Source organism: Pseudomonas sp. WS 5027 (assembly GCF_012985695.1).
GTDB classification, from domain to species: domain Bacteria; phylum Pseudomonadota; class Gammaproteobacteria; order Pseudomonadales; family Pseudomonadaceae; genus Aquipseudomonas; species Aquipseudomonas hygromyciniae.
Genome location: NZ_JAAQWU010000010.1, coordinates 70,178 through 90,861 on the forward strand (window position 1 = coordinate 70,178; position 20,684 = coordinate 90,861).

General features: G+C 55.8%; 12 protein-coding genes and 1 other RNA gene. 9 read left to right on the forward strand and 4 right to left on the reverse strand.

What is annotated here, in order from left to right; all coding sequences use genetic code 11:
* Positions 1-44: 44 nt before the first annotated feature.
* The gene (locus HBO09_RS14170) at positions 45-812 is read right to left on the reverse strand and encodes an FCD domain-containing protein (protein WP_070994380.1); all 768 of its coding nucleotides are present in this window, start codon (positions 810-812) and stop codon (positions 45-47) included.
* Between the two features lie 259 nt (positions 813-1,071).
* On the opposite strand from HBO09_RS14170, the gene HBO09_RS14175 reads away from it, so the two are divergent.
* From HBO09_RS14175 to HBO09_RS14195, 5 genes are all read left to right on the forward strand, one after another.
* Entirely contained in the window at positions 1,072-2,766 is a 1,695-nt protein-coding gene (locus HBO09_RS14175; RefSeq protein WP_169995173.1) for a lactate permease LctP family transporter, read from the forward strand.
* 126 nt (positions 2,767-2,892) lie between these two features.
* Positions 2,893-5,727, forward strand: a complete 2,835-nt coding sequence (locus tag HBO09_RS14180) for an FAD-binding and (Fe-S)-binding domain-containing protein (protein WP_169995175.1) — start codon at positions 2,893-2,895, stop codon at positions 5,725-5,727.
* A gap of 101 nt (positions 5,728-5,828) precedes the next feature.
* The gene (locus HBO09_RS14185; protein WP_169995177.1) at positions 5,829-6,113 is read left to right on the forward strand and encodes a hypothetical protein; all 285 of its coding nucleotides are present in this window, start codon (positions 5,829-5,831) and stop codon (positions 6,111-6,113) included.
* Between the two features lie 102 nt (positions 6,114-6,215).
* Positions 6,216-6,609, forward strand: a transfer-messenger RNA (tmRNA) gene (gene ssrA / locus HBO09_RS14190).
* 185 nt (positions 6,610-6,794) lie between these two features.
* Entirely contained in the window at positions 6,795-8,051 is a 1,257-nt protein-coding gene (locus HBO09_RS14195; protein WP_044268624.1) for an integrase domain-containing protein, read from the forward strand.
* A 459-nt stretch (positions 8,052-8,510) separates the two neighbouring features.
* On the opposite strand, the gene HBO09_RS14200 is transcribed toward HBO09_RS14195, so the two are convergent.
* From HBO09_RS14200 to HBO09_RS14210, 3 genes are all read right to left on the reverse strand, one after another.
* Positions 8,511-11,084: a nuclease domain-containing protein gene (locus HBO09_RS14200; protein WP_169995179.1), complete on the reverse strand. Its 2,574-nt coding sequence runs from the start codon at positions 11,082-11,084 to the stop codon at positions 8,511-8,513.
* Positions 11,057-13,222 carry an AAA family ATPase gene (locus tag HBO09_RS14205; RefSeq protein WP_044268634.1) on the reverse strand — a complete coding sequence of 722 codons (2,166 nt, stop codon included), beginning with the start codon at positions 13,220-13,222 and terminating at the stop codon, positions 11,057-11,059. Before HBO09_RS14205 ends, HBO09_RS14200 begins: the two co-directional genes overlap by 28 nt.
* A 410-nt stretch (positions 13,223-13,632) precedes the next feature.
* Positions 13,633-14,283: a HEPN domain-containing protein gene (locus HBO09_RS14210; protein ID WP_044268637.1), complete on the reverse strand. Its 651-nt coding sequence runs from the start codon at positions 14,281-14,283 to the stop codon at positions 13,633-13,635.
* A 187-nt stretch (positions 14,284-14,470) separates the two neighbouring features.
* Here HBO09_RS14210 and HBO09_RS14215 point away from each other — a divergent pair, with 187 nt between their 5' ends.
* The 4 genes from HBO09_RS14215 to HBO09_RS14230 all read left to right on the forward strand — a co-directional run bounded on the left by HBO09_RS14215 (position 14,471) and on the right by HBO09_RS14230 (position 20,454).
* Positions 14,471-15,748, forward strand: a complete 1,278-nt coding sequence (locus tag HBO09_RS14215) for a DUF445 domain-containing protein (RefSeq protein WP_153429524.1) — start codon at positions 14,471-14,473, stop codon at positions 15,746-15,748.
* A 104-nt stretch (positions 15,749-15,852) separates the two neighbouring features.
* Positions 15,853-17,943 carry a hypothetical protein gene (locus tag HBO09_RS14220; protein ID WP_044268641.1) on the forward strand — a complete coding sequence of 697 codons (2,091 nt, stop codon included), beginning with the start codon at positions 15,853-15,855 and terminating at the stop codon, positions 17,941-17,943.
* Positions 17,936-19,825 carry a dynamin family protein gene (locus tag HBO09_RS14225; RefSeq protein ID WP_044268643.1) on the forward strand — a complete coding sequence of 630 codons (1,890 nt, stop codon included), beginning with the start codon at positions 17,936-17,938 and terminating at the stop codon, positions 19,823-19,825. The genes HBO09_RS14220 and HBO09_RS14225 overlap by 8 nt, the downstream gene beginning before the upstream one ends.
* The gene (locus HBO09_RS14230) at positions 19,825-20,454 is read left to right on the forward strand and encodes a hypothetical protein (RefSeq protein ID WP_044268646.1); all 630 of its coding nucleotides are present in this window, start codon (positions 19,825-19,827) and stop codon (positions 20,452-20,454) included. Before HBO09_RS14225 ends, HBO09_RS14230 begins: the two co-directional genes overlap by 1 nt.
* Positions 20,455-20,684 lie beyond the last annotated feature (230 nt).

The following is a 20,684-nucleotide window of genomic DNA, read 5'->3' on the forward strand; positions in this document are numbered from 1 at the left end:
GCCCGTGTGGCCAGGGAGCCTGCTCCCTGCGCCGCAACTGCAGGCTACATCCCCTTGCGCCGCTCCGCCCGTGCCATGCGCTGCACTTCCTGACGCACCTCCTCCAACACTTCCTGCACATACAGCAGGTGCCGTGTTGAAACTTCCCGCGCCTGTTCTGCTCGCCCTTCGATAATCGCCAGGTACAAGTCCCGATGCTGATTGATCAGCATGTCCCGGGTTTCGCTACGCTGCTGGTACATACCACCGATATTGGTCACCACGTTGCGCTTGAGCAGATCAAACAAGCCGCGAATGGTGTGCAGCAATACCGCATTGTGGCTGGCTTCGGCGATAGCCAAGTGAAACCTGGCATCGGCCGCACCCTCTTCAATACGGCTCACCTCATCATCACGCGTATAACAATCCTGCAAGGCATCAAAAGCCGCAGTCAGGCGTTCGCGGTCCACTTCCGTGGCGCGCAGCGCGGCGTAATAAGCACAAGATGCTTCCAGCGTCTGGCGAAACTCCAACAGATCACGCTGAGCTTCGGGGTTGTTTTCCAGCAGATGCAACAACGGGTCGCTGAAGGTTGAACCCAGCGTCTCCACCACATAATTACCGCCGCCCTGACGACTGACCAGCAGCCCCTTGGCCGCCAGCTTCTGGATCGCCTCACGCAACGACGGGCGCGACACACCGAACTGTTCAGCCAGTGCGCGCTCGGCCGGCAATCGCTCGCCCGACTTCAACGTGCCCTCAAGGATCATCCCCTCAAGCTGCTCGACGATATCGTCGGACAAACGGCGCTGACGCACCTGATCAAACGCCATAACTGACTCTCCACCATCCCGGCCACTCGCCGGGCCCTCTATTCTGGCCTATTGCCGCGCTGTCGGCACCTATCAGAACCCCTTTGATTACACCGATCAGACCCAACGTCGCCGACATGCGACCAAAGTTTCTCAGGCGGCAAATTGACACACCACCCCGAAGGCTCTTAACCTAGCCATCAGCGATTGTAAATTGGTCTTACCAATTATCCAAATCAGCTAAGCATGCATGACCAACAACAATTAGGGGCCACCCCATATGCAAACCTGGCAACAGCTCTACAGCCCACTCGGCAGCCTCGGCCTGTCCGCACTGGCCGCCGTTATTCCCATCGTATTTTTCTTCCTGGCCCTGGCGGTGTTTCGCCTTAAAGGTCATGTTGCCGGGAGCATCACCCTGGCGTTGTCGATCCTGGTAGCGATCTTCGCCTTCCAGATGCCAGTCGATATGGCATTCGCTGCCGCCGGCTACGGCTTTGCCTACGGCCTGTGGCCAATCGCCTGGATCATCGTCGCCGCGGTATTCCTCTACAAACTGACGGTCAAGAGCGGCCAGTTCGAAGTAATCCGCAGCTCGGTGCTGTCGATTACCGATGACCAACGCCTGCAAGTGCTGCTGATCGGCTTCTGCTTCGGCGCATTCCTCGAAGGCGCCGCCGGTTTCGGTGCGCCGGTAGCGATTACTGCCGCGCTACTCGTAGGACTGGGCTTCAACCCCCTGTATGCCGCGGGCCTGTGCCTGATTGCCAACACCGCGCCAGTAGCGTTCGGTGCCTTGGGGATCCCGATCATCGTCGCCGGCCAAGTCACCGGCATCGACGCCTTCAAGATCGGCGCCATGACCGGCCGCCAACTGCCGCTGCTGTCGCTGTTCGTGCCGTTCTGGCTGGTGTTCATGATGGACGGTGTGCGCGGCGTCAAGGAAACCTGGCCTGCCGCATTGGTGGCCGGCTTGAGCTTTGCCATCACCCAGTACTTCACCTCCAACTTTATTGGCCCGGAACTGCCTGACATCACCTCAGCCCTGGCCAGCCTGATTTCCCTGACCCTGTTCCTGAAAGTCTGGCAGCCCAAGCGTACCGCGGGCGCCCAGATTGCCGGCGCGACTTCCAGCGTGTCGGTCACCGGCAGCGTCGGCGGTTTCGGCCAACCACGTACTTCCGTGGCTTCGCCTTACAGCCTGATGGAAATTTTCAAGGCCTGGTCGCCGTTCCTGATCCTGACCGTACTGGTCACCATCTGGACCCTCAAGCCGTTCAAAGCCATGTTCGCCGCCGGCGGCTCGATGTACAGCTGGGTGTTCAACTTTGCGATTCCGCACCTGGACCAGATGGTGATCAAGGTTGCACCGATTGTCACCAACCCCACTGCCATTCCAGCAGTGTTTAAGCTGGACCCGATTTCCGCTACCGGCACAGCGATTTTCTTCTCGGCGCTGATCTCCATGCTGGTGCTGAAGATCAACTTCAAAACTGGTCTGACCACTTTGAAAGAGACCTTCTACGAACTGCGCTGGCCGATCCTGTCCATCGGCATGGTGCTGGCGTTCGCGTTCGTCACCAACTATTCCGGCATGTCTTCGACCATGGCGCTGGTACTGGCCGGCACCGGCGCAGCATTCCCGTTCTTCTCGCCGTTCCTGGGCTGGCTGGGTGTGTTCCTCACCGGTTCCGACACCTCGTCCAACGCCCTGTTCAGCTCCCTGCAAGCCACTACCGCACACCAAATCGGCGTCAACGACACCCTGCTGGTCGCGGCGAACACCAGTGGCGGCGTAACTGGCAAGATGATTTCCCCGCAATCGATCGCCGTGGCCTGCGCCGCGACCGGGCTGGTGGGCAAAGAATCCGACTTGTTCCGCTTTACCCTCAAGCACAGCCTGTTTTTCGCCACGATTGTCGGCCTGATCACCTACGCCCAGGCGTACTGGTTCACCGGCATGCTGGTGCATTAAGACCACAGGCCATACCGTTAGAACCGACGCCGCAGCCGCCTTGCGGCGTCAGCTATTCACAACCCAGTCTGCTGGACCTTGGCGCCTAGACTCCCCAGACTGGGCGCTGCTGATCCTGGAGGACCCATGAGTCTGCCCATCGCGTTCCTTGATGCTGTCGCACGACTGATCCCGAAAGATCGGCGCTTCGACGATCCTCTCTCCACCCTGGCTTTCGGTACCGACGCCAGTTTTTACCGACTGATCCCACAACTGGTGATCCGGGTCGAATCGGAAGATGAAGTCGTCGAACTGCTGCAACTGGCGCAACGCGACCGCGTGCCAGTGACCTTTCGTGCGGCTGGCACCAGCCTCTCCGGCCAGGCCATTAGTGATTCGGTGCTGATCGTGCTCGGCGACAACTGGAACGGGCGCGAGATTCGTGGCCAAGGTACGCAAATCCGTCTGCAACCCGGGGTGATCGGCGCCCAGGCCAACGCCTGGCTTGCGCCGTTCGGGCGTAAGATCGGTCCGGATCCGGCGTCGATCAATGCCTGCAAGATCGGCGGAATTGTCGCCAACAATGCCAGCGGCATGTGCTGCGGCACCGCCCAGAACACCTACCACACCCTGGCCGGGATCCGCCTGGTACTGGCCGACGGCAGTCGCCTCGACACCGAGGATGCCGCCAGCGTCGCGGCCTTCCGCGCGCAACACAGCCCGTTGCTGGAACGCCTGGCTACCCTGGGCCGCGAAACTCGGGCCAATGCTGAACTGGCCGCAAAAATTCGCCATAAATACCGTCTGAAAAACACCACCGGCCTGTCACTCAACGCCTTGGTGGATTTCGACGAGCCACTGGATATCCTCAGCCATCTGCTGGTGGGTTCCGAAGGCACCCTGGGCTTTATCAGCGCCGTGACCTACGACACGGTGATCGACCACCCGAACAAGGCTTCGGCCCTGATCGTATTCCCCGATGTCGAAACCTGCTGCAACGCCGTAACGGTGCTGAAAACCCAGCCGGTGTCGGCGGTCGAGTTGCTGGACCGGCGCAGCATGCGTTCGGTGCAAGACAAACCCGGCATGCCCACTTTCGTACAGCAGCTATCGGAAGGTGCCTGCGCGCTATTGATCGAATCCCGCGCAGCTTCCTCGTCGCTGCTGCATGAGCAACTGGCGCTGATCATGGCGTCGCTGGCCGACTTCCCGGTTGAGAAACAAGTCGACTTCACCGAAGACCCAGTGGAAAACGCTCGCCTGTGGGCCATCCGCAAAGACACCTTCCCTGCCGTCGGCGCTGTACGCAAAACCGGCACCACGGTGATCATCGAAGACGTGACCTTCCCGGTGGAGCAACTGGCTATCGGCGTGAACCGCTTGATCGAGTTGTTCGACAAACATCACTACGACGAGGCCATCCTTTTCGGACACGCTTTGGAAGGCAATCTGCACTTTGTCTTCACTCAAGGCTTCAACAGCGCGGAAGAAGTCACACGCTACCAGGCGTTCATGGATGACGTAGCGCAACTGGTGGCCGTGGAGTTCGGCGGTTCGCTGAAAGCCGAGCACGGCACCGGTCGCAACATGGCGCCTTTCGTCGAACTGGAATGGGGCAGCGATGCCTATCAGTTGATGTGGCAACTCAAGCGCCTGCTCGATCCCAACGGCATTCTCAACCCCGACGTGGTGTTGAGCGAAGATCCGCAAATCCACCTGAAAAATCTCAAGCCGCTGCCGGCCGCCGACGAGATTGTGGATAAGTGCATCGAGTGCGGCTTCTGCGAGCCAGTATGCCCATCCAAGGGCCTGACCCTCAGCCCGCGCCAGCGCATCGTGATCTGGCGCGATATCCAGGCACGTAAACGCGCCGGCATCGACACCACCGAACTGGAAGCGGCGTATCACTACCAAGGCATCGACACCTGCGCCGCCACCGGGTTGTGCGCCCAGCGTTGCCCGGTAGGCATCAATACCGGTGACCTGGTGAAAAAACTGCGTAGCCGCGACGCTGACAGTACGAAAACCGCCGAGTGGCTAGCCAGCCATTTCTCCACCGCATTGCAAGGCGCACGCTTTACCCTGCATGTGGCCAACGGCGCCCGCATGCTGCTCGGCGCGCCGCGTCTGGCGAAACTCTCGGCTTCCGTGACCAAGCTGTCCAAAGGCCAAATCCCGCAGTGGACCAGCGCCATGCCACAGCCGGAAAAAGCCATCCGCTTCAGCCCCGCCGTCAACGATGAACGACCACGGGTGGTCTACCTCGCGGCCTGCGTATCGCGAGCAATGGGCCCCGCGGCTGGGGACAAAGAGCAAATGTCGCTGTACGACAAAACCCGTGGCCTGCTGGAAAAAGCCGGTTACCAGGTAGTCATCCCGGACAACCCGGACAGCCTGTGCTGCGGCCAGCCCTTCGCATCCAAAGGCTACGCCGAACAGGCCGAGCACAAACGCCAGGAACTGATCGGCGCCCTGCTCCACGCCAGCCGTGGCGGCCTCGACCCGATCTATTGCGATACCAGCCCCTGCACCCTGCGCCTGGTCCAGGACCTGGGGCAAACGCGCCTGGACCTCTACGACCCTGTCCGATTTATACGCACCCACCTGATGGACCGCCTGGACTTCACACCCCAGGATGCACCCATTGCCGTGCATGTCACCTGCAGCACCCAGCACCTGGGCGAAAGCCAGGCCCTGATCGACCTCGCCCGGCGCTGCAGCAACAACGTGGTCATCCCCGAAGGCATCCACTGCTGCGGGTTCGCCGGCGACAAAGGCTTCACCACCCCGGAACTCAACGCCCACTCCCTGCGCTCCCTCAAGGACGCCGTGCAGTACTGCAGCGAAGGCATCTCCACCAGCCGCACCTGTGAGATCGGTCTGACCCAGCACGGTGGGATCGATTACCACGGCCTGGTCTACCTGGTCGACCGGGTGACCCAGGCCCGCGCAATAAAAACGAACCCCTGCATACCGGCGTAGTCACTTGCTTAAGCCCCGGGCAACCGGGGCTTACCAACAACCTCGCCGGCTGCCCGCACGTACCGCGCAGCATCGAGACCTCTTTGCACAAGGAGATACCCATGAAGCGTTCCGTACTGGCTGGCGTATTCGTTACCGCTGCGATGCTGGCCTCCCCCGTGTTTGCCGCAGGCAATGAAACAGATCTGTGCCAGATCAACCTGGAAAAAATCAACAACGGCAAAGCGCTGCTGGCCACCGACACCAGCGGCAAAAGCGGCGAGATCGACACCGCCGTCTCCCAAGCCAAAGCCGCCCATGCGGCCAGAGATGAAAAGAAGTGTATCGAGATCACGTCCAAGGCCCTGCAAGAGCTGCAGAACCTGGACAAAGGCGGCAACCCATAACCCGCCAACCGCTCAAGGCCAACCTTTCGGGTTGGCCTTCTGTGACCGTTTGACGTACACTGCGCAGGCTTGTTGCTCACGATCACATCGAGCAACAAGCACGGGGCCGTTTAGGATTCGACGCCGGTTGCGAACCTTTAGGTGCATGCCGAGTTGGTAACAGAACTCGTAAATCCACTGTTGCAACTTTCTATAGTTGCCAATGACGAAACCTACGGGGAATACGCTCTCGCTGCGTAAGCAGCCTTAGCCCTTCCCTCCTGGTACCTTCGGGTCCAGCAATCATCAGGGGATGTCTGTAAACCCAAAGTGATTGTCATATAGAACAGAATCGCCGTGCAGTACGTTGTGGACGAAGCGGCTAAAACTTACACAACTCGCCCAAAGCACCCTGCCCGTCGGGTCGCTGAGGGTTAACTTAATAGACACGGCTACGCATGTAGTACCGACAGCAGAGTACTGGCGGACGGGGGTTCAAATCCCCCCGGCTCCACCACTTCATCATCTAAAGACGTCCGCGGACGTCTTTTTTTGTGCCTAAAATCCAGCAAAATCAAGGCCTTATGGTCTATTAGCGTCCATAGACGTCCGACACAATCCACGTTATCGGGTATTCCAGATGGTATTCCAAGCCCTTCAGTGGTAATTTTTGGAATACCAATTGATGTCATGGAACACCTCATGTGCGCCCAAGCCACCCGCCTCTCTGACCGCCAGCTCAAAGCGGTAAAGCCGAAAGACAAGGACTACGTCCTCAGCGATGGAAATGGCTTACAGCTGCGCGTGCGGGTCAATGGCTCTACGCTATGGAACTTCAACTACCGCCAGCCAATTACCAAAAACCGCATCAATATGGGCCTCGGTACCTATCCAGAGCTCTCACTTGCGCAAGCCAGGAAGAAGACAGTCGAAGCCAGAGAGCTTCTCGCCCAGGGCATCGACCCGAAAGAACAACGTAGCGAGTTGGAGCAGACAAAAAGGCAGGCAACCGAGCACACATTCGAGAACGTGGCATCTGCCTGGTTTGAACTGAAAAAGGATTCGGTCACTCAGGCTTATGCCGAGGACATCTGGCGCTCGCTCACACTGCATGTCTTCCCATCACTGGGAACAACACCTATCTCGCAGATCAATGCCCCTATGGTCATCGAGTTGCTGCGTCCTTTGGAAACGAAGGGCAGTCTGGAGACAGTGAAGCGACTGACCCAACGACTCAACGAGATCATGACCTACGGCGTGAACTCAGGAATGATCTTTGCCAATCCGCTCAGCGGCATCCGAGCGGTTTTCAAAAAACCGAAAAAGCAAAACATGGCCGCCCTCCGTCCCGAAGAGCTGCCAGAGCTGATGGTTGCCATCGCCAATGCGAGCATAAAAAGAACAACACGCTGCCTTATCGAATGGCAACTTCACACAATGACCCGACCTGCCGAAGCCGCTACGACTTCTTGGGCGGACATCGATCTCGACAAGAAAACCTGGACGATTCCAGCGGAGCGTATGAAGAAGCGTCGTGCTCACGTCATACCGCTGACCGAACACGCACTTGCCCTGCTAGAGACGATCAAACCCTACAGCGGCCACAGAGATTACGTTTTCCCTGCTGACAGAGACCCACGGACTCACTGCAACAGCCAGACAGCAAACATGGCCCTGAAACGAATGGGCTTTGAAGGTCGATTGGTGAGCCACGGCATGCGCTCCATGGCCAGTACCATCCTGAACGAACAGGGATGGGACGCCGAACTGATCGAGGTCGCACTTGCACACGTCGACAAGGACGAAGTGCGTAGCGCCTACAATCGTGCGGATTACATTGAGAGAAGACGCCCGATGATGATCTGGTGGAGTGAACACATCCAGCAAGCCGCCACTGGCAGCTTGTCAGTCTCAGCCATTCAGGGAACCAGAGGCATGAAAGTAGTATCGATGCGTTAGAACCTCCAACAAAAGCAGCGCAACACAATGACAGGAAAATGCTGAAAGCGCTTTGGCGAGCGCTAATCAAAGCTCAAGCAGAATCATAAGCTACTGAATTATAAGTAGTTTACGTAGACAGTGCGACGACCGCCCCCAAACAGAGCTCAATGCCGTCAGGCGCTTTTACAACCACGCGTAGTCTGGCAGATCGCGCCAAGATGATGCAGCAATGGGCTGACATACTGGACACCTGGAAGCACATGCCGTTCATGATGACGTTGCGAATGCCCAGGCACAGCGACCAAACAGGGCAAAACTCGGAGCACATAGCCCGAGCGCCTGGCCGGCAGGTCGGCTTTTGAAGTAACTGGGTTATCGGCACGGAAAATTAGGACCAATTCAAACCATCCCAAAGGAAATAGGCTTGGTTTTATAGCCAGTGCTCCAAATAGCCGTCATGATTTTGGAAGCCTTCCATCAAAGAAAACTATTACAACTTGGGCACACCACATTTGAAATCTGAGCAGCACGGGTGCGGTGATAGGTCCAGTAATAGCCGTTTTTGTACAGATCGGCCGAACAGTGGACACATACGGTTCTGATGGAAATCAGGCTGCATGCTGAACACTCAATGACCACTCGATTGTTGCCGCCACCAGTAGTTGAAATATCAACCACGAGGCGGTTCTGATCGTGATTTCCGCAACCTATGCAAGTGAAGCTGTGAACAAGCTTCTCCTCGGTCCTACCTCCACCGCGGTGCGTGGCTAAACTCTGCAACACCATGCCGATCAATCGTTGCAGATTGTCCAGTGATGACTTTCCTTTGAGACTCGGCGCCAGATAGATGCCACCATACCTATGGTCGACTATCTGTCCATAATCACAATCACGCCCCCACTCCAGAGGTGATGTGCGCCTGCTGATTGCCTGGCGACTGGGATGCAGAATGAAAACCTGGTTGCTCCCGTCTTCCGAGTAGTTCTTGCCCAGATACATGTCCTGAACCAGTTCAGCCAAGGAGTCATCATTGAGGCCATCACGGAATTTGGCATCCATGATCAGGCGGGCACTCAAAGCAGGAACTGCAGGTGGCGAATCCATATTGGACAGCAAGTCATATACACAGAAATCCAGCACGAAATCCGGACGTTTCCCTGAAGCAAGTTGTTTCTCGTAGGTCAGTCTGATCCGCTGTTTGCGCTTGACACAATGCAGATCAAATGAGACATCAAATTGATTGCACTTCACCGCCTGAACTAGCCGTCTTTTCCAATCATCATCCCGGATAGTGAACCCGTATATTTCGGTCAACACTTTCAGTATTTTCAGTAGGCACCACTTTTCATACAAGCTGGCGACATTCACCAGTCCGATCTGCTCGATCACCGTCATCGACTCGAACAGGCTTGCATCCATGCCCGGCATGGCCATGATCTTCCTGTAGGAGGCACGCGACATGGCGTAGTCCGGGTTCTGGACGAAGGCCATCGAGTTTGGAAACGAGTGGCGCTGCCCAACACCCTGCTTGCGGAGAAAACCACGCAACTCTGCAAGGCGTTTTTCAAGTGGAAGCACTTTTATGATGAAATCATTGAGACTAGTAACCTGCTCTTCATATAGCCAGGCTCTTGCCTGAAGAGTCTTCAGTTCCTTTTTTACCTCACTTCGCTCTGCACTAACCAGAGGGATTTTCCATTCATTCCTTGCTAACTCATAGCGCTGCTCAAGCTGTCGATCCAAAATTTGTTGCAGGGGGCTTTTAGAAATGGCCACGCTATTAACGTAAAAAAACTCAAGCTGATCAGCCCTTTCATAACTTAACTTCCTGTAAAAGCCCTCAACCCTGAATTCGAACTTGCTCTGTTGAAACTTCTGAGCAAACGAAGCAAATGAACCTGGAAGTTTTACGGTTAGATACTTTCCATCACTGATTTCTTTTTTGTAATCACGGCCATTAACCTGATTGCAGAAAAACTCGGTCTCTGCGTTACGGAAAAGCTTCCCAAGGACAATATTGCAGCCTCCCTTGCGCAGCCCTGCTACAGAGCATTCCTTCTGGCCACTCAGTGCGTCCTGAAACACGTTTTCGTTGCGACGCAACTCCCTTTCAATTTCACGTATTTCGTTGTCAAAGACCGTCTGATCAACAACGCGAAACTCGGTTTGCGCAAGCTCTTGCAGTCGTGACAGATCAGATGCCATGGCAAGCTCGAATGCCCTGATCCGGGCAGAACCAATCTCACGAAATCTGCTGACGAGGTAGTTGACTCTGGAAAGACAGTAGTGCAAATGCTGGTTGTCCGGTGTATTCAGACTTTCCTGAAAAGTGCGCCCCGTTAGAAAACGTGACTGCCCCTTGGTGGCAAGCTCCATGAACGTTCGATTGATAGGTCTGACTGATCTTGCCGGCATCAAGGCCTGTATCTCCTTGAGCTCGACCCCCGGCGTTTTAGCGATATGTTCCAAGGCCTCGACAAAGTCCTTGAGGCGATCAACCAGTTCATCCGAATACAGGTTGGGCACCTCCTGCTCCGTGCGCCCCTTGATGGCACTTTGCTCATTCAGAATCAGCATCCACAACTCATTCTTGAAATCGCGCAGGTAATACTCCAGTTCGTCCACGTTGAAATTGGCCGTGTGCACGACCAGATCGTAGCGTCGGTTCTGGACAACCAGCTCTACGGTACCAGCCGTCCGGTACATTTCCGACAGATGTCGAGTGTTCTTTTCATCCCAACCGGTGCTGTGGATCCACCAGATTTGCCGAGTGGCTGGATCCTTAACCGGCAGCAGCGGGATCTGCCCACCACTGCCGAGCATGCAGTATGGAGGATGTACGAGCGGCTCATTTATGCGCAGCCCCAGCCATGGCTGATACCGTCTGAATGTAGTGGTTTCCACTCGGTAGACACCGCAGCTCTCAACCGCATCAAGGGCATCGCTGGAGGACTCAAGTTTCAGTAGGGTCTCCGCATCAGCCCAGGAGATGTCCAGGTTACGGAACTCAAGATTCGGCTGCATCACCGGGCCCAGTAATTGACGACCCAATCATTGGCTTCGGCGTTGCGCAGCAGTTCATCCAGTTCAGCAATACAGCTGTCCTCGCCACCTATTCCCTCAATCGCGTCGATTCTCTGTTCGAGGAAAACACGCATCTGCTGCAGGACATCCTTGCGGGTGATGCCTTCGGATACCTTTTTCGAACCATCGAGCATCAGCTTCGGCAGCACCTTGTGCAGTATGAAATTGTTCAGCAAAGTCGCATCGTCCAGGCCCAGACGTCTTGATTCAAAAGCGTAGTTTCTTGCCTGACGAACCGTTCTGAGACCGAACTCAATACCAAGCTTGCTGAGAAACTCCCGGGCCATATCGACCAGAACCCCAACAAATACATCGCTTCGATCAAACTCTGGGTAAGGCGCACGTTCGCCCAGGTGAACCGCCTGCAAGCGAACCGGCATACTTACATCCAGTTTCTGGGGTTGCAGTTCGGCCTCGAATGCCTGCCAGTCAAACAACAGCGGATTGCTAAAACGAATCACATGGGCTCGATCTAGGATCTTGGGCGACAGGTAATGTGTGGTTTCGTCCACGTTGATGGCGCCGACAAAGCGCACGTTGGCCGGCAGTGTAATCGAAGATGGCGTTCGGACCAGACCGGCGAGTACCCGGCGCAGTTGGGAATGATACTTGAGCAGGGACTCACCATCCTGGAAACCACAGAGCTTGTGCAGCCTGGCATTGGCTTCTTCGTCCTTCAGCAAGTCGGTGAAGTCGGTCAGCGACTGCGACTTGCCCTCGCCCATTACCTCGTCCACAAGCTTGAGGAAAGTGTCGAATTCACGCTGCACATGGGACGCTTCGGTATCGGAATAAAGGAAGATCTCGGGCTGTTTGCTGCGTTCCTCAAGCAAACTCAGGAAGTCGGCAAAATAGTACTCCACACGAGCCAGGTTCATCTCGTCCAGGCAAATCAGATAAGGAACCTGCGGATTGTTGGCCGCCTCGATCAGCGCATCAAGAAACTGGGTGGTGATGTAGCGCTTTTCCAACGGATTGTAGTAACCCAGCAGATCCTCGGTGCTGGTCCAGTTCGGCTTCACCGGAATGACAATTGCCTTGCCACCAATGGCCTGCGCGAAAGACTTGACCAGATAGGTCTTGCCCGAGCCCGAGTCGCCAGCCAGCACGATCAGATCCTGGGTTCTGAGCAACGCCAGAAAATCCTTCAGCAACGCCTGCCTGTAGTAAATACCTCTGGCGTGCAGAAAAGCCTGTATATGGGCAATAGCGGCATCGGCGTCCAACCCGAACACCAGCTCGAAGTCATGACACTCCGTCGCGTCATGCTGCTGCGCCTCACCCAACAGGGCCTGCATGTCTCGTTCATCAAGAAACCCCAGACGCAACAATGTATCGGCCTTGTCCCTGACAAAATCATTCAATCGCGCGAGCTGGCTATCCATTACGGCTTTCCTGGTCTGGTAATTTTCTGTCAGCACACTCAGCCGCTGGTGCTGTACTTGCACCTGCTCTTGGGTCTGTTGCAGACTTCTGGTCTTTTTATCAAGTTGCTCGCTGATTTGTTTCTCGTCGCTTTTCAATTGCGCAACAGACTCGTCAAGGTGAGCCTGCTCCTGCTCGAGTTCGGACTTGAGTAACGTGAAATCAGCCTCTAGCTGGGTTCGGTGCTTGTGCCTGTAGAAGTCAACAATCGACTTTTCCAAGAACACCTTCCCCTCCTCCATGACTTTGGAACCCAGCTCGAACGGCAGCTCTTCGAGAGCTTCTAGACTGCCCGATACCGTCTGAAGCGTCAGCCGATTTCGTTGACGCTCCCGCTCAATCTCAGGGCTGAGCTGAACACGTGCTGTGTAATAAACAGCGCCTTCGTTTCTTTCAAGCAGAAAGGATCCATCGCGCGGACTGATGTATACCCTATGGCTTATGGGGTATACGTCGACAGGATATTCAAGCCTGCTGGAATCGTTCGTGCTTCTCAAAAGTGTGAGGAAATATGGACGTTGACCACCCTCCCCGGCAGTAAACTTTCCAATCACTGTCAGCGGCTGATCTGCCGCATATCCCCAAGATTTTTTGAGGAGTGACAACAGTTCCGCATCACTCTTGCCTATGAGTTCATCCGGGGCATATTTGACTGTTTCAGACACAATTTCGTGCACCATTCGAGGTATTCATGAGAGAAGTCTGCAGGGGATCAACGGTTGCGGAGCAAGCCGAAGCAGTGCATTGGCAGCCACAACAGCTTACCAAAGACTGCCCGGTCGGACGTGTATCGGCGCCTGGGCTCATTCCAATAGCGCTTGGCGGGCGAACAGAACCTGAATCGGACCCCGTTAAGTTGGAGAGTTTGAGGCTGGCGTTGTCCGAGAATTGGATTTCAGAACGCGTTGGGGTCTGCAGTTGACTAGATCCAACCCAATGACTGCTCACGCAAGCGGGGCCCGATTTAAACCGTGATACGGCGAAGGACTTGAGCAAGTATTTGAGCAGCGCTCAGGCTGACAGTGAAATGCAACCTTAGCTGAGGGTGCGGAACATGTTCCTGTGCGAAAAATGTTCAAAAACCGAAGTACTAGGTCTTGACCACCGGGTAACAGGCATCGCCCCACAGTGTGCGTGGGTTATCGAGCATCAACAGAATCACCAGCGGTACCAACTTGCCGAGCAAGTTCGCACAATCACGTAATTGCGCCCGGTTGACGCTGCCATCCCAGGTCGCGCCGCCGTGAATCAACTGATTGCGCAGGGTGTAAATGCGGTTAAACATCACCCCCAGCACTTTCGCCGTATCACGGTTGGCCAGCGCCGACTGTGCACTGCGCTTGCCGCTCCGCAGACGCTCCTCCCACTCCACCTCAGTGATCTTGCCGTTCTGGAAATCCCAGAAGCTCTGGAACACATAGGGGTTATCCAATAGCGCACGGATACTGCCGGCGAACTCCGACCAAACAAGCTTTTCGATCAGGTTCCCGGTATCCAGCGTGCAGAGTTTTTGCAAAAAGCTCTTGAATGACTCCTGCTCGGACAACCGATACTGCTCATCAATGTCCGTGGCATAGGCCGCATTAAAGGCAATCCATAAAAAAATAAATCGCCCGTCCACATCCTCAGCCTGCTCAGCACGGTTCAGCCAGCTCAAAGCCCGGTGCACACGTAAAGCCAAATTCGGGTGATGAGCATCGCGTTCGATACGATGGCGTGCTTTGAGCGTCTGGTAATCCATTCCAGGATGTTCCTTGAGACTGGTGAAAGAAAGCAGTGATAAGGCGAATTTTGTGGAATTCGCAACCGGACGCGACACATCTTGCCGCAGATGGCTATAAGCTACCACTCATTCAGGATTTGGATCCATAGGTGGTTTCCCTGAAGATTTTTTTGTAGCTACGCCAATCCCCATCAAGGACTCGTTAATGTTCAAACTCGACACGCCGCTAGCCCGGATGAAGACAATTGCCTCCGGGTTATTATTGATGGCGGCTGCTCTCTACGTGACGGCGCTTGAACTTGCCCATGCGCAACCCGTATTTGCCGGCTACCTCAAGGCGTTTTCGGAAGCAGCGATGGTTGGCGCCATTGCCGACTGGTTCGCGGTCACAGCCCTGTTCCGACGTCCACTCGGGCTGCCTATCCCGCACACCGCGATCATCCCGCGCAACAAGGCGCGCATCGGCGCCAACCTCGGCGACTTCATCTGTACGCACTTCCTCTCTCGCGAACAAGTACTCGCCAAAGTCGGCGAATTCGACACCGCCAAACGGCTTTCCGTGTGGCTCTCGACGCCTGCCCACGTTAGCGCACTTTCCAACCTATCCTTGCGCCTGGCCGGTCACGGTGTAGGTGCCCTGCGCGATGAGCGCGTACGCCAATTCGTGCGCAGCACCGCCTTCGCACGCCTGGAACAAATCGATCTCGCACGTATGAGCGGCCAGCTGCTTGAAGTACTCACCGACGACGGAAGGTCTCAAGAAGTACTTGAAGGCCTGCTTGATCAGATCGATCTGATGATGCAAAGCGAGACCACGCAAAAGCGCATCGGTGACTTGATCGCTGCAGAACTGGACATCTTGCGCTTCAACGTCTTCGGCAAGGAAATATCCTTCAGTGGGCTGGCCGGTAACTGGACATCCGACAAATTGGTCAAGCGCATTTCTACTGTCATCAGTGAAGTCAACGAAGACCCCGAGCACGAACTGCGCAAGCAATTTAACGAGCAATTGCTGGACTTGGTCGCCAAGCTCAAGGATGACCCGGCCTTTCGTCTGCGCGCCAGCCAATTGCGCGCACAACTCATCCAACACCCGACACTGCACGACTACCTCACCGATCTGGTCGACGGTGTCGTCGATTGGTTCGAAGCCGATATCCAAAGCGACACTTCCACCCTGCGACAACACCTGAACGCCGGCGTACTCAAACTGGGCGAAGCCCTGAGCGAAGACGCTGCCATGCAAAACTGGATCAACGAACAAGTCCTCGCCCTCGCCGGGCCGATGGTCGAACGCTATCGAGCCCAGATCGGTAACTACATCCGCGAGCGAATCGAGCAGTGGAATGAGGAGGAACTGGTGGAGCAACTGGAGGCGCATGTGGGCCGAGACCTACAGTTCATCCGGATCAACGGAACGCTGGTGGGTGGCTTGGTGGGTGTGCTGATACATGTGGGGACGCAGGTTTTCGTGCACGGGTGATTGCCACGATTACATGCGCAGAACTTAAAGCTCATTAGTGACCAGCCGATAACCTTCCGACTCGCCTGAAAGGCATCGTCGGTCAACCCAAAAAGGATGATGAAGTGACCCCTGATCTGATCAAGAATCTTGAACACGCCGTGGCCGGCGTTCTGGATGTAGTGGCCGGGCTCGATAGCCGTTCCGCCCACCGTGCCACGTTGAAGTCCGTGTTGCGCAAATTGCGGATTACGCGCGAACTTTCGTCCCTGTATTACATCTGCGTTGCCGGTAGCCAAAGTGCGGGCAAGACGCGCCTAGTCAGGGAGCTCTATAACCTCAACGGTGAACACGAGTGGTTGGTTGATAACCAGGGCCGTGGTGAACGAGTACCGGTTTTTATCCTTGAGAAGGACTGTGCGGCACCTTATGCCGTCGGAGTACGTTACAAGCCAGGCCCTGATGGCAGGGAGGAAGAGGCACTCGACAAGGAGTCTTTCCGCCGAATCATCAGCGCTTACGACGTCAACGATGATTACCTGTTCACCAAGCTGTATGTGCCGAAACAATATTTTTCGGCTCAGAGTTTCGGGCTTGTTCTGTTACCGGGTTACGAGATGCTCAACCGCGACAACGCCGAATGGCAGGGGTTGATGCGCCACACGTTGATCCACTCGTTGGGTAGCGTACTGGTTACCGACCGCACTCGAATTGCCGATAACGCCCAGGTAAAGATTCTGGCTGATCTCAAATCTCGGTATTTCCCCGATCGCAAGCCCGTCATTGCCGTTACCAAGACAGAAGCCTTGGAAAACCAGCAGATTGAGGACCTTACTACAACGGTTGCCGATGTGTTCGAAGTCCCTGGACACGAACAGGATCGAATCATCTGCACGGGCGTGGGAGATGAGGATTATCGGAGGAAATGGACCCGCAACATCATGGACATTGTCGGTAAGTACGCCTTATCTTCGGCGGGCTCGGAGACCGTTCGGATCGAAGAGCTGGAACGCATCATCAATGATGAGCTGGATAATGTTTCTGCGGCGCTTCGCGAGGAAGCGGCGGGAGAAGGTATCAGCGAGCATCTGAAGGAGCGCCAGGTCGAGAAAGTTCGTTCCGCATTCCGCAAAGCGTCCGATCACTATCGGCGCCGGTACGCGAAGGAACTGCGAAACAACATGATCAGCTATGCCAATCACGCGATCGGCATTGCGACAGATAAATACATCAAAGAAGAGGAAAACCTGACGGCCAAGCTGCGTCAGGCCGGTAATTTTCTAACGTTCCAGTCGGGTGAACATGAACAGCGTTTCCACAAGCGCATAGTCGACTGTTGGAACGGCGCGGACGATCAAGGCCAGTCACCGTTGATCAGTGACTATCGCGCCATCACCGATATGTCTCGCAAGGAACTTGAAATCGAGCCGCCTGCACAAGGGACACCGGCACTGACACAACAGCCACTGCACAACCTGATCGGCCATGGGACCACCAGGGAGCAAATTCCCGACGATAAGCTCCTCGAACTTCGCCAGGATCTGCGTTTGTTGATGGGGCAAAACCTGAAAGACGAGGAAAACCTCACCCCGCAACTATTGCAGAGTGAGCAGCTGGAGGAGGTCCTGCGCCAACTGCCCGCGATGACGATGGAATACGTTCGGATTAATCAAGCCATTGCTCTGCGTAAGCCCGAATTGCTCAACAAAGAGTTGGCGAATTTCGACTTCAACGCACTGCGAACGGAAATCGAAACCGAGCTGCCACAGGCTCAAAAAACTTTCGGTCCGCTCCTCAAGTCCATTGCCGCCATCATGGCGGTAGACGTTGCCATTGATGGGCAGTTCGATGTCTTGAACACTCTTACCGGTGGGGGCGCGGCGACTGGGCTGGGCGGTACGCTCTCGATGGCGGCTGCGGGAGCCATCGCGGTTGGCTTCATCGCTTACAAAACGGCCAATCAGGTTCAGGCGTACGACGCGGCGAAAAAAGGCTTTATCCGGGAAAGCCTGATGCACTTTGCCGAATCGCACATCCAGAAAAGCCTCGAACTCTACGATGACCTGATGGAAAACCTCGACGACCGGATGACCAGAAACCTGCGCCTGGCTTATGGACTGGGGGGTGAGTTGACCAAGCACGATTCGTTGACCCGCAATTTGCACCGCATGGACGTGGCCCGCACCAACGTGATCAAGGCTCTGGACCGTGGCTGATATCTGGACGCAAAAGTTTCGCCAACGCAACGATTGGGCCCAGCACGCCTATGACCGCTTCGTCGCCGAGGTGGACCCTGAGCTGGTCGGGGATTTCACCCGCTCGGAGCATATTACCGTGGTGGTCTACGGCACCACTCAGGTTGGCAAGACCACGTTGATTCTTGATCTGCTCGGCATTCGCAAGGATGCGTTGCCGGCGGTCTCCGAGGTATTGCGGGGCGGGCAGCGGCTGGGTAAATCGTCTACCGCCGCACCAATTCGCTATGGGCGCTCCCCTGACGATCTTTGGTACTTGGAAGAAGACCCGACGGGCTTGAGCAATGACGAGGCCGCGGAGCGCTTTGGTGAGATTCGCGAACAAGTCATGACTGGCAGCGCCCATTCCTCGCCCCTCATGAATGTCCGTATTCCGGGCATGTTTTTCCAGAGTGAAGGAGAGGGGGCGCTCAGCCTGGATCTGCGGCTGATCGATATTCCGGGGATCAATGCGATCAACGAACACGAACAACAGGTCGTCAGGCGAATCGCCGAGCGATATGTCGCCTCGGCTGATTTGATCCTGCTGGTGGGGCGTGCGGACAACCTCGGTTTTCTTCACCCTCGCGCCCTCGATTTTGAGGCACTCAACGACTGGATGCTGCAACCCAGCCGGTTTCGCGTGGTATTGACCTATACCTTTTCTCCGGCAAGTTTCCAGACCTGGTTCGGCAAGGCCCAGGACGCGAGCCCCCTTACGGCTCGCGATGTTCAGCAGCACCTTTACGATGAAATGTGCACCCACGATGAAAAGCCACCGCTGGAGATGCTCAAGCATATTTATCCGCTGGAGTTTGGTGATTCTCTGGAAAACATGCGCAATCATTCGCAAGCTTACTTCGAGCGTGCAAGTAGCGTAATCGAGGCATTGCGCGGTGAATTGCTAACCAGCATTACGGACGCCGCCAGCCCGTATGCCCGATTGTGGTCTGCCTTTCGGGTGGGGGAGTTCATTGAAGCAAAGGTCCAGCGCCACAACGACGCATTCGACACCCAGAGACCTGTTCTGGAACAGGCGATTACCAAAGCGCAACAGCGCGTGAGGGATGCCGAGTCGCAGTTGAACGATGCAGTAGGCGATCACCAGGGCATGGAGCGGCAGCGCCGTCGTCATGAGCAGCGTCTGAGGCATTTCAATCGGGGCGCCTACGCAAAACGCCTGAAGCAGTACTTTACCGCCGATATCAAACTCGCCAGCGGTGAGACCGTGCCCGTGCTTCAAGACGCGCTGAATGAGTTCCGGATCCGTATTCGCCGCCTTTGGAGCAATCTCTGGGACGGATTGAAACACTCCTCTGCCAATTTTGATGAGAGTGACACAGGCCCGCCCTCCACCGCGGCATTGCGCATGATCGGGGACCGACTCGACGGATACTGGACCGACAACTACTTGCTGAGCAGCAACTTCCAGACCGATGCCTCGGTCCTTCGAAACCAGGCAGATATCGTGTGTGACACCTATGCCCAGGCGGCTGACCGGGTGTTGGGGAAACAATTCAGGACAGCACTGGCTCGTACTGTTCAGCAAACGCGTAGTAGTGAAACGATGCTCAAGGCAATGAAACTGGAAATACAACGCCATGAGCTCAAGCTGAAGGAGGCCGAAGCACATTTGCTGAAGACCGAGCAGCAACATGCGCTCTTCAATGAGCGGATGGAGCAAGGCCTGGTGCACGCTTTGAAATTCAAACAGTACATCTTCGAAGCCTTCAGGACTGAGCTCAGCACCGTGCGCGATGTGGTGGCCCGGCCCAGGAACAGTGTCGAGCAGCTGTGTGATGCCTTTTATGGACTGCTGTTGCCGAACGAGCTCGACAAGATGCTTAAAGGAGATGAAAAGTGATGGACCGTGCAACCCTTGAACCCGAGATCCAGCAGGCGCGTGAAGAGCTGGGCCGCTTGCTCGACGAGCTGATAAACCAACCGTTGGTGGAGGAGGCCCGGCGTATAGCAGGTGACAATCTCGACCAGTTGCAAAGCGATATAAAAACTCAGGGAGGCGGCCTTCGGCGACAAATCGATACGGGCTTCACCACGACCAATGATGACCTTGGCGACGCGGTGGACAAGGTGCGTTCGGCCGTTTCGAAAATCGGCACCGACGTCACCCAGGCGGCACAGACTACCCAACTGCGGCTGGAGGGTATGGAGCCGTTGCTGAACAGCCTCGCTGCAGGGATCGTGTCCAGTGAAGAGCGCCTGACCAAGTTGATGCAGGCGCAACTTCACCACAGCGCCACGTCATTCAAGGCCATGACTTTACTGCTCAATACTCAGCAAGAGGAGAACAGCAAGTCCATCGCCAACCTGTCGGCGGAACTGGAGGGTGTGAAAGGAATGCTCTGCGCCGAGCGTGAAGACTTCCAGCGGGCGCTACAGGAACAACGCTTTAGATTTAAAACCCTGTTAGGGCTGTTACTGCTAACAGGCGTTGGGACCTCTTCTGTGCTGCTCAAACTGTTTCTTGGTTGATTACTTGCCTGCAGGGGTTTCAAGACGAGCGCAACCACCGAATTACACGCATCGTCTCATAAGGCTCGTTTAGGGCGTTTCAGCCGTTCGCTAGTCCCAACGAGCTGGCAGGTGCGTCGCTGGCCAAGTTTCGACTGAAATCCACCGGGCAGCAGCGGTCTATGAGGGTTCACGCATTGACCACACCATAGTTGGTGGATTCACGCCGATAGGCAGCTTAAAAGCTTACT

What these genes read in the sequence shown, in the direction of transcription:
- HBO09_RS14195 (WP_044268624.1), top strand. Translation starts at nt 6,795, where the DNA reads ATGTGCGCCCAAGCCACCCGCCTCTCTGACCGCCAGCTCAAAGCGGTA.
- HBO09_RS14215 (WP_153429524.1), top strand. Translation starts at nt 14,471, where the DNA reads ATGTTCAAACTCGACACGCCGCTAGCCCGGATGAAGACAATTGCCTCC.
- HBO09_RS14175 (WP_169995173.1), top strand. Translation starts at nt 1,072, where the DNA reads ATGCAAACCTGGCAACAGCTCTACAGCCCACTCGGCAGCCTCGGCCTG.
- HBO09_RS14170 (WP_070994380.1), bottom strand. Translation starts at nt 812, where the DNA reads ATGGCGTTTGATCAGGTGCGTCAGCGCCGTTTGTCCGACGATATCGTC.
- HBO09_RS14210 (WP_044268637.1), bottom strand. Translation starts at nt 14,283, where the DNA reads ATGGATTACCAGACGCTCAAAGCACGCCATCGTATCGAACGCGATGCT.
- HBO09_RS14205 (WP_044268634.1), bottom strand. Translation starts at nt 13,222, where the DNA reads ATGGTGCACGAAATTGTGTCTGAAACAGTCAAATATGCCCCGGATGAA.
- HBO09_RS14185 (WP_169995177.1), top strand. Translation starts at nt 5,829, where the DNA reads ATGAAGCGTTCCGTACTGGCTGGCGTATTCGTTACCGCTGCGATGCTG.
- HBO09_RS14180 (WP_169995175.1), top strand. Translation starts at nt 2,893, where the DNA reads ATGAGTCTGCCCATCGCGTTCCTTGATGCTGTCGCACGACTGATCCCG.
- HBO09_RS14230 (WP_044268646.1), top strand. Translation starts at nt 19,825, where the DNA reads ATGGACCGTGCAACCCTTGAACCCGAGATCCAGCAGGCGCGTGAAGAG.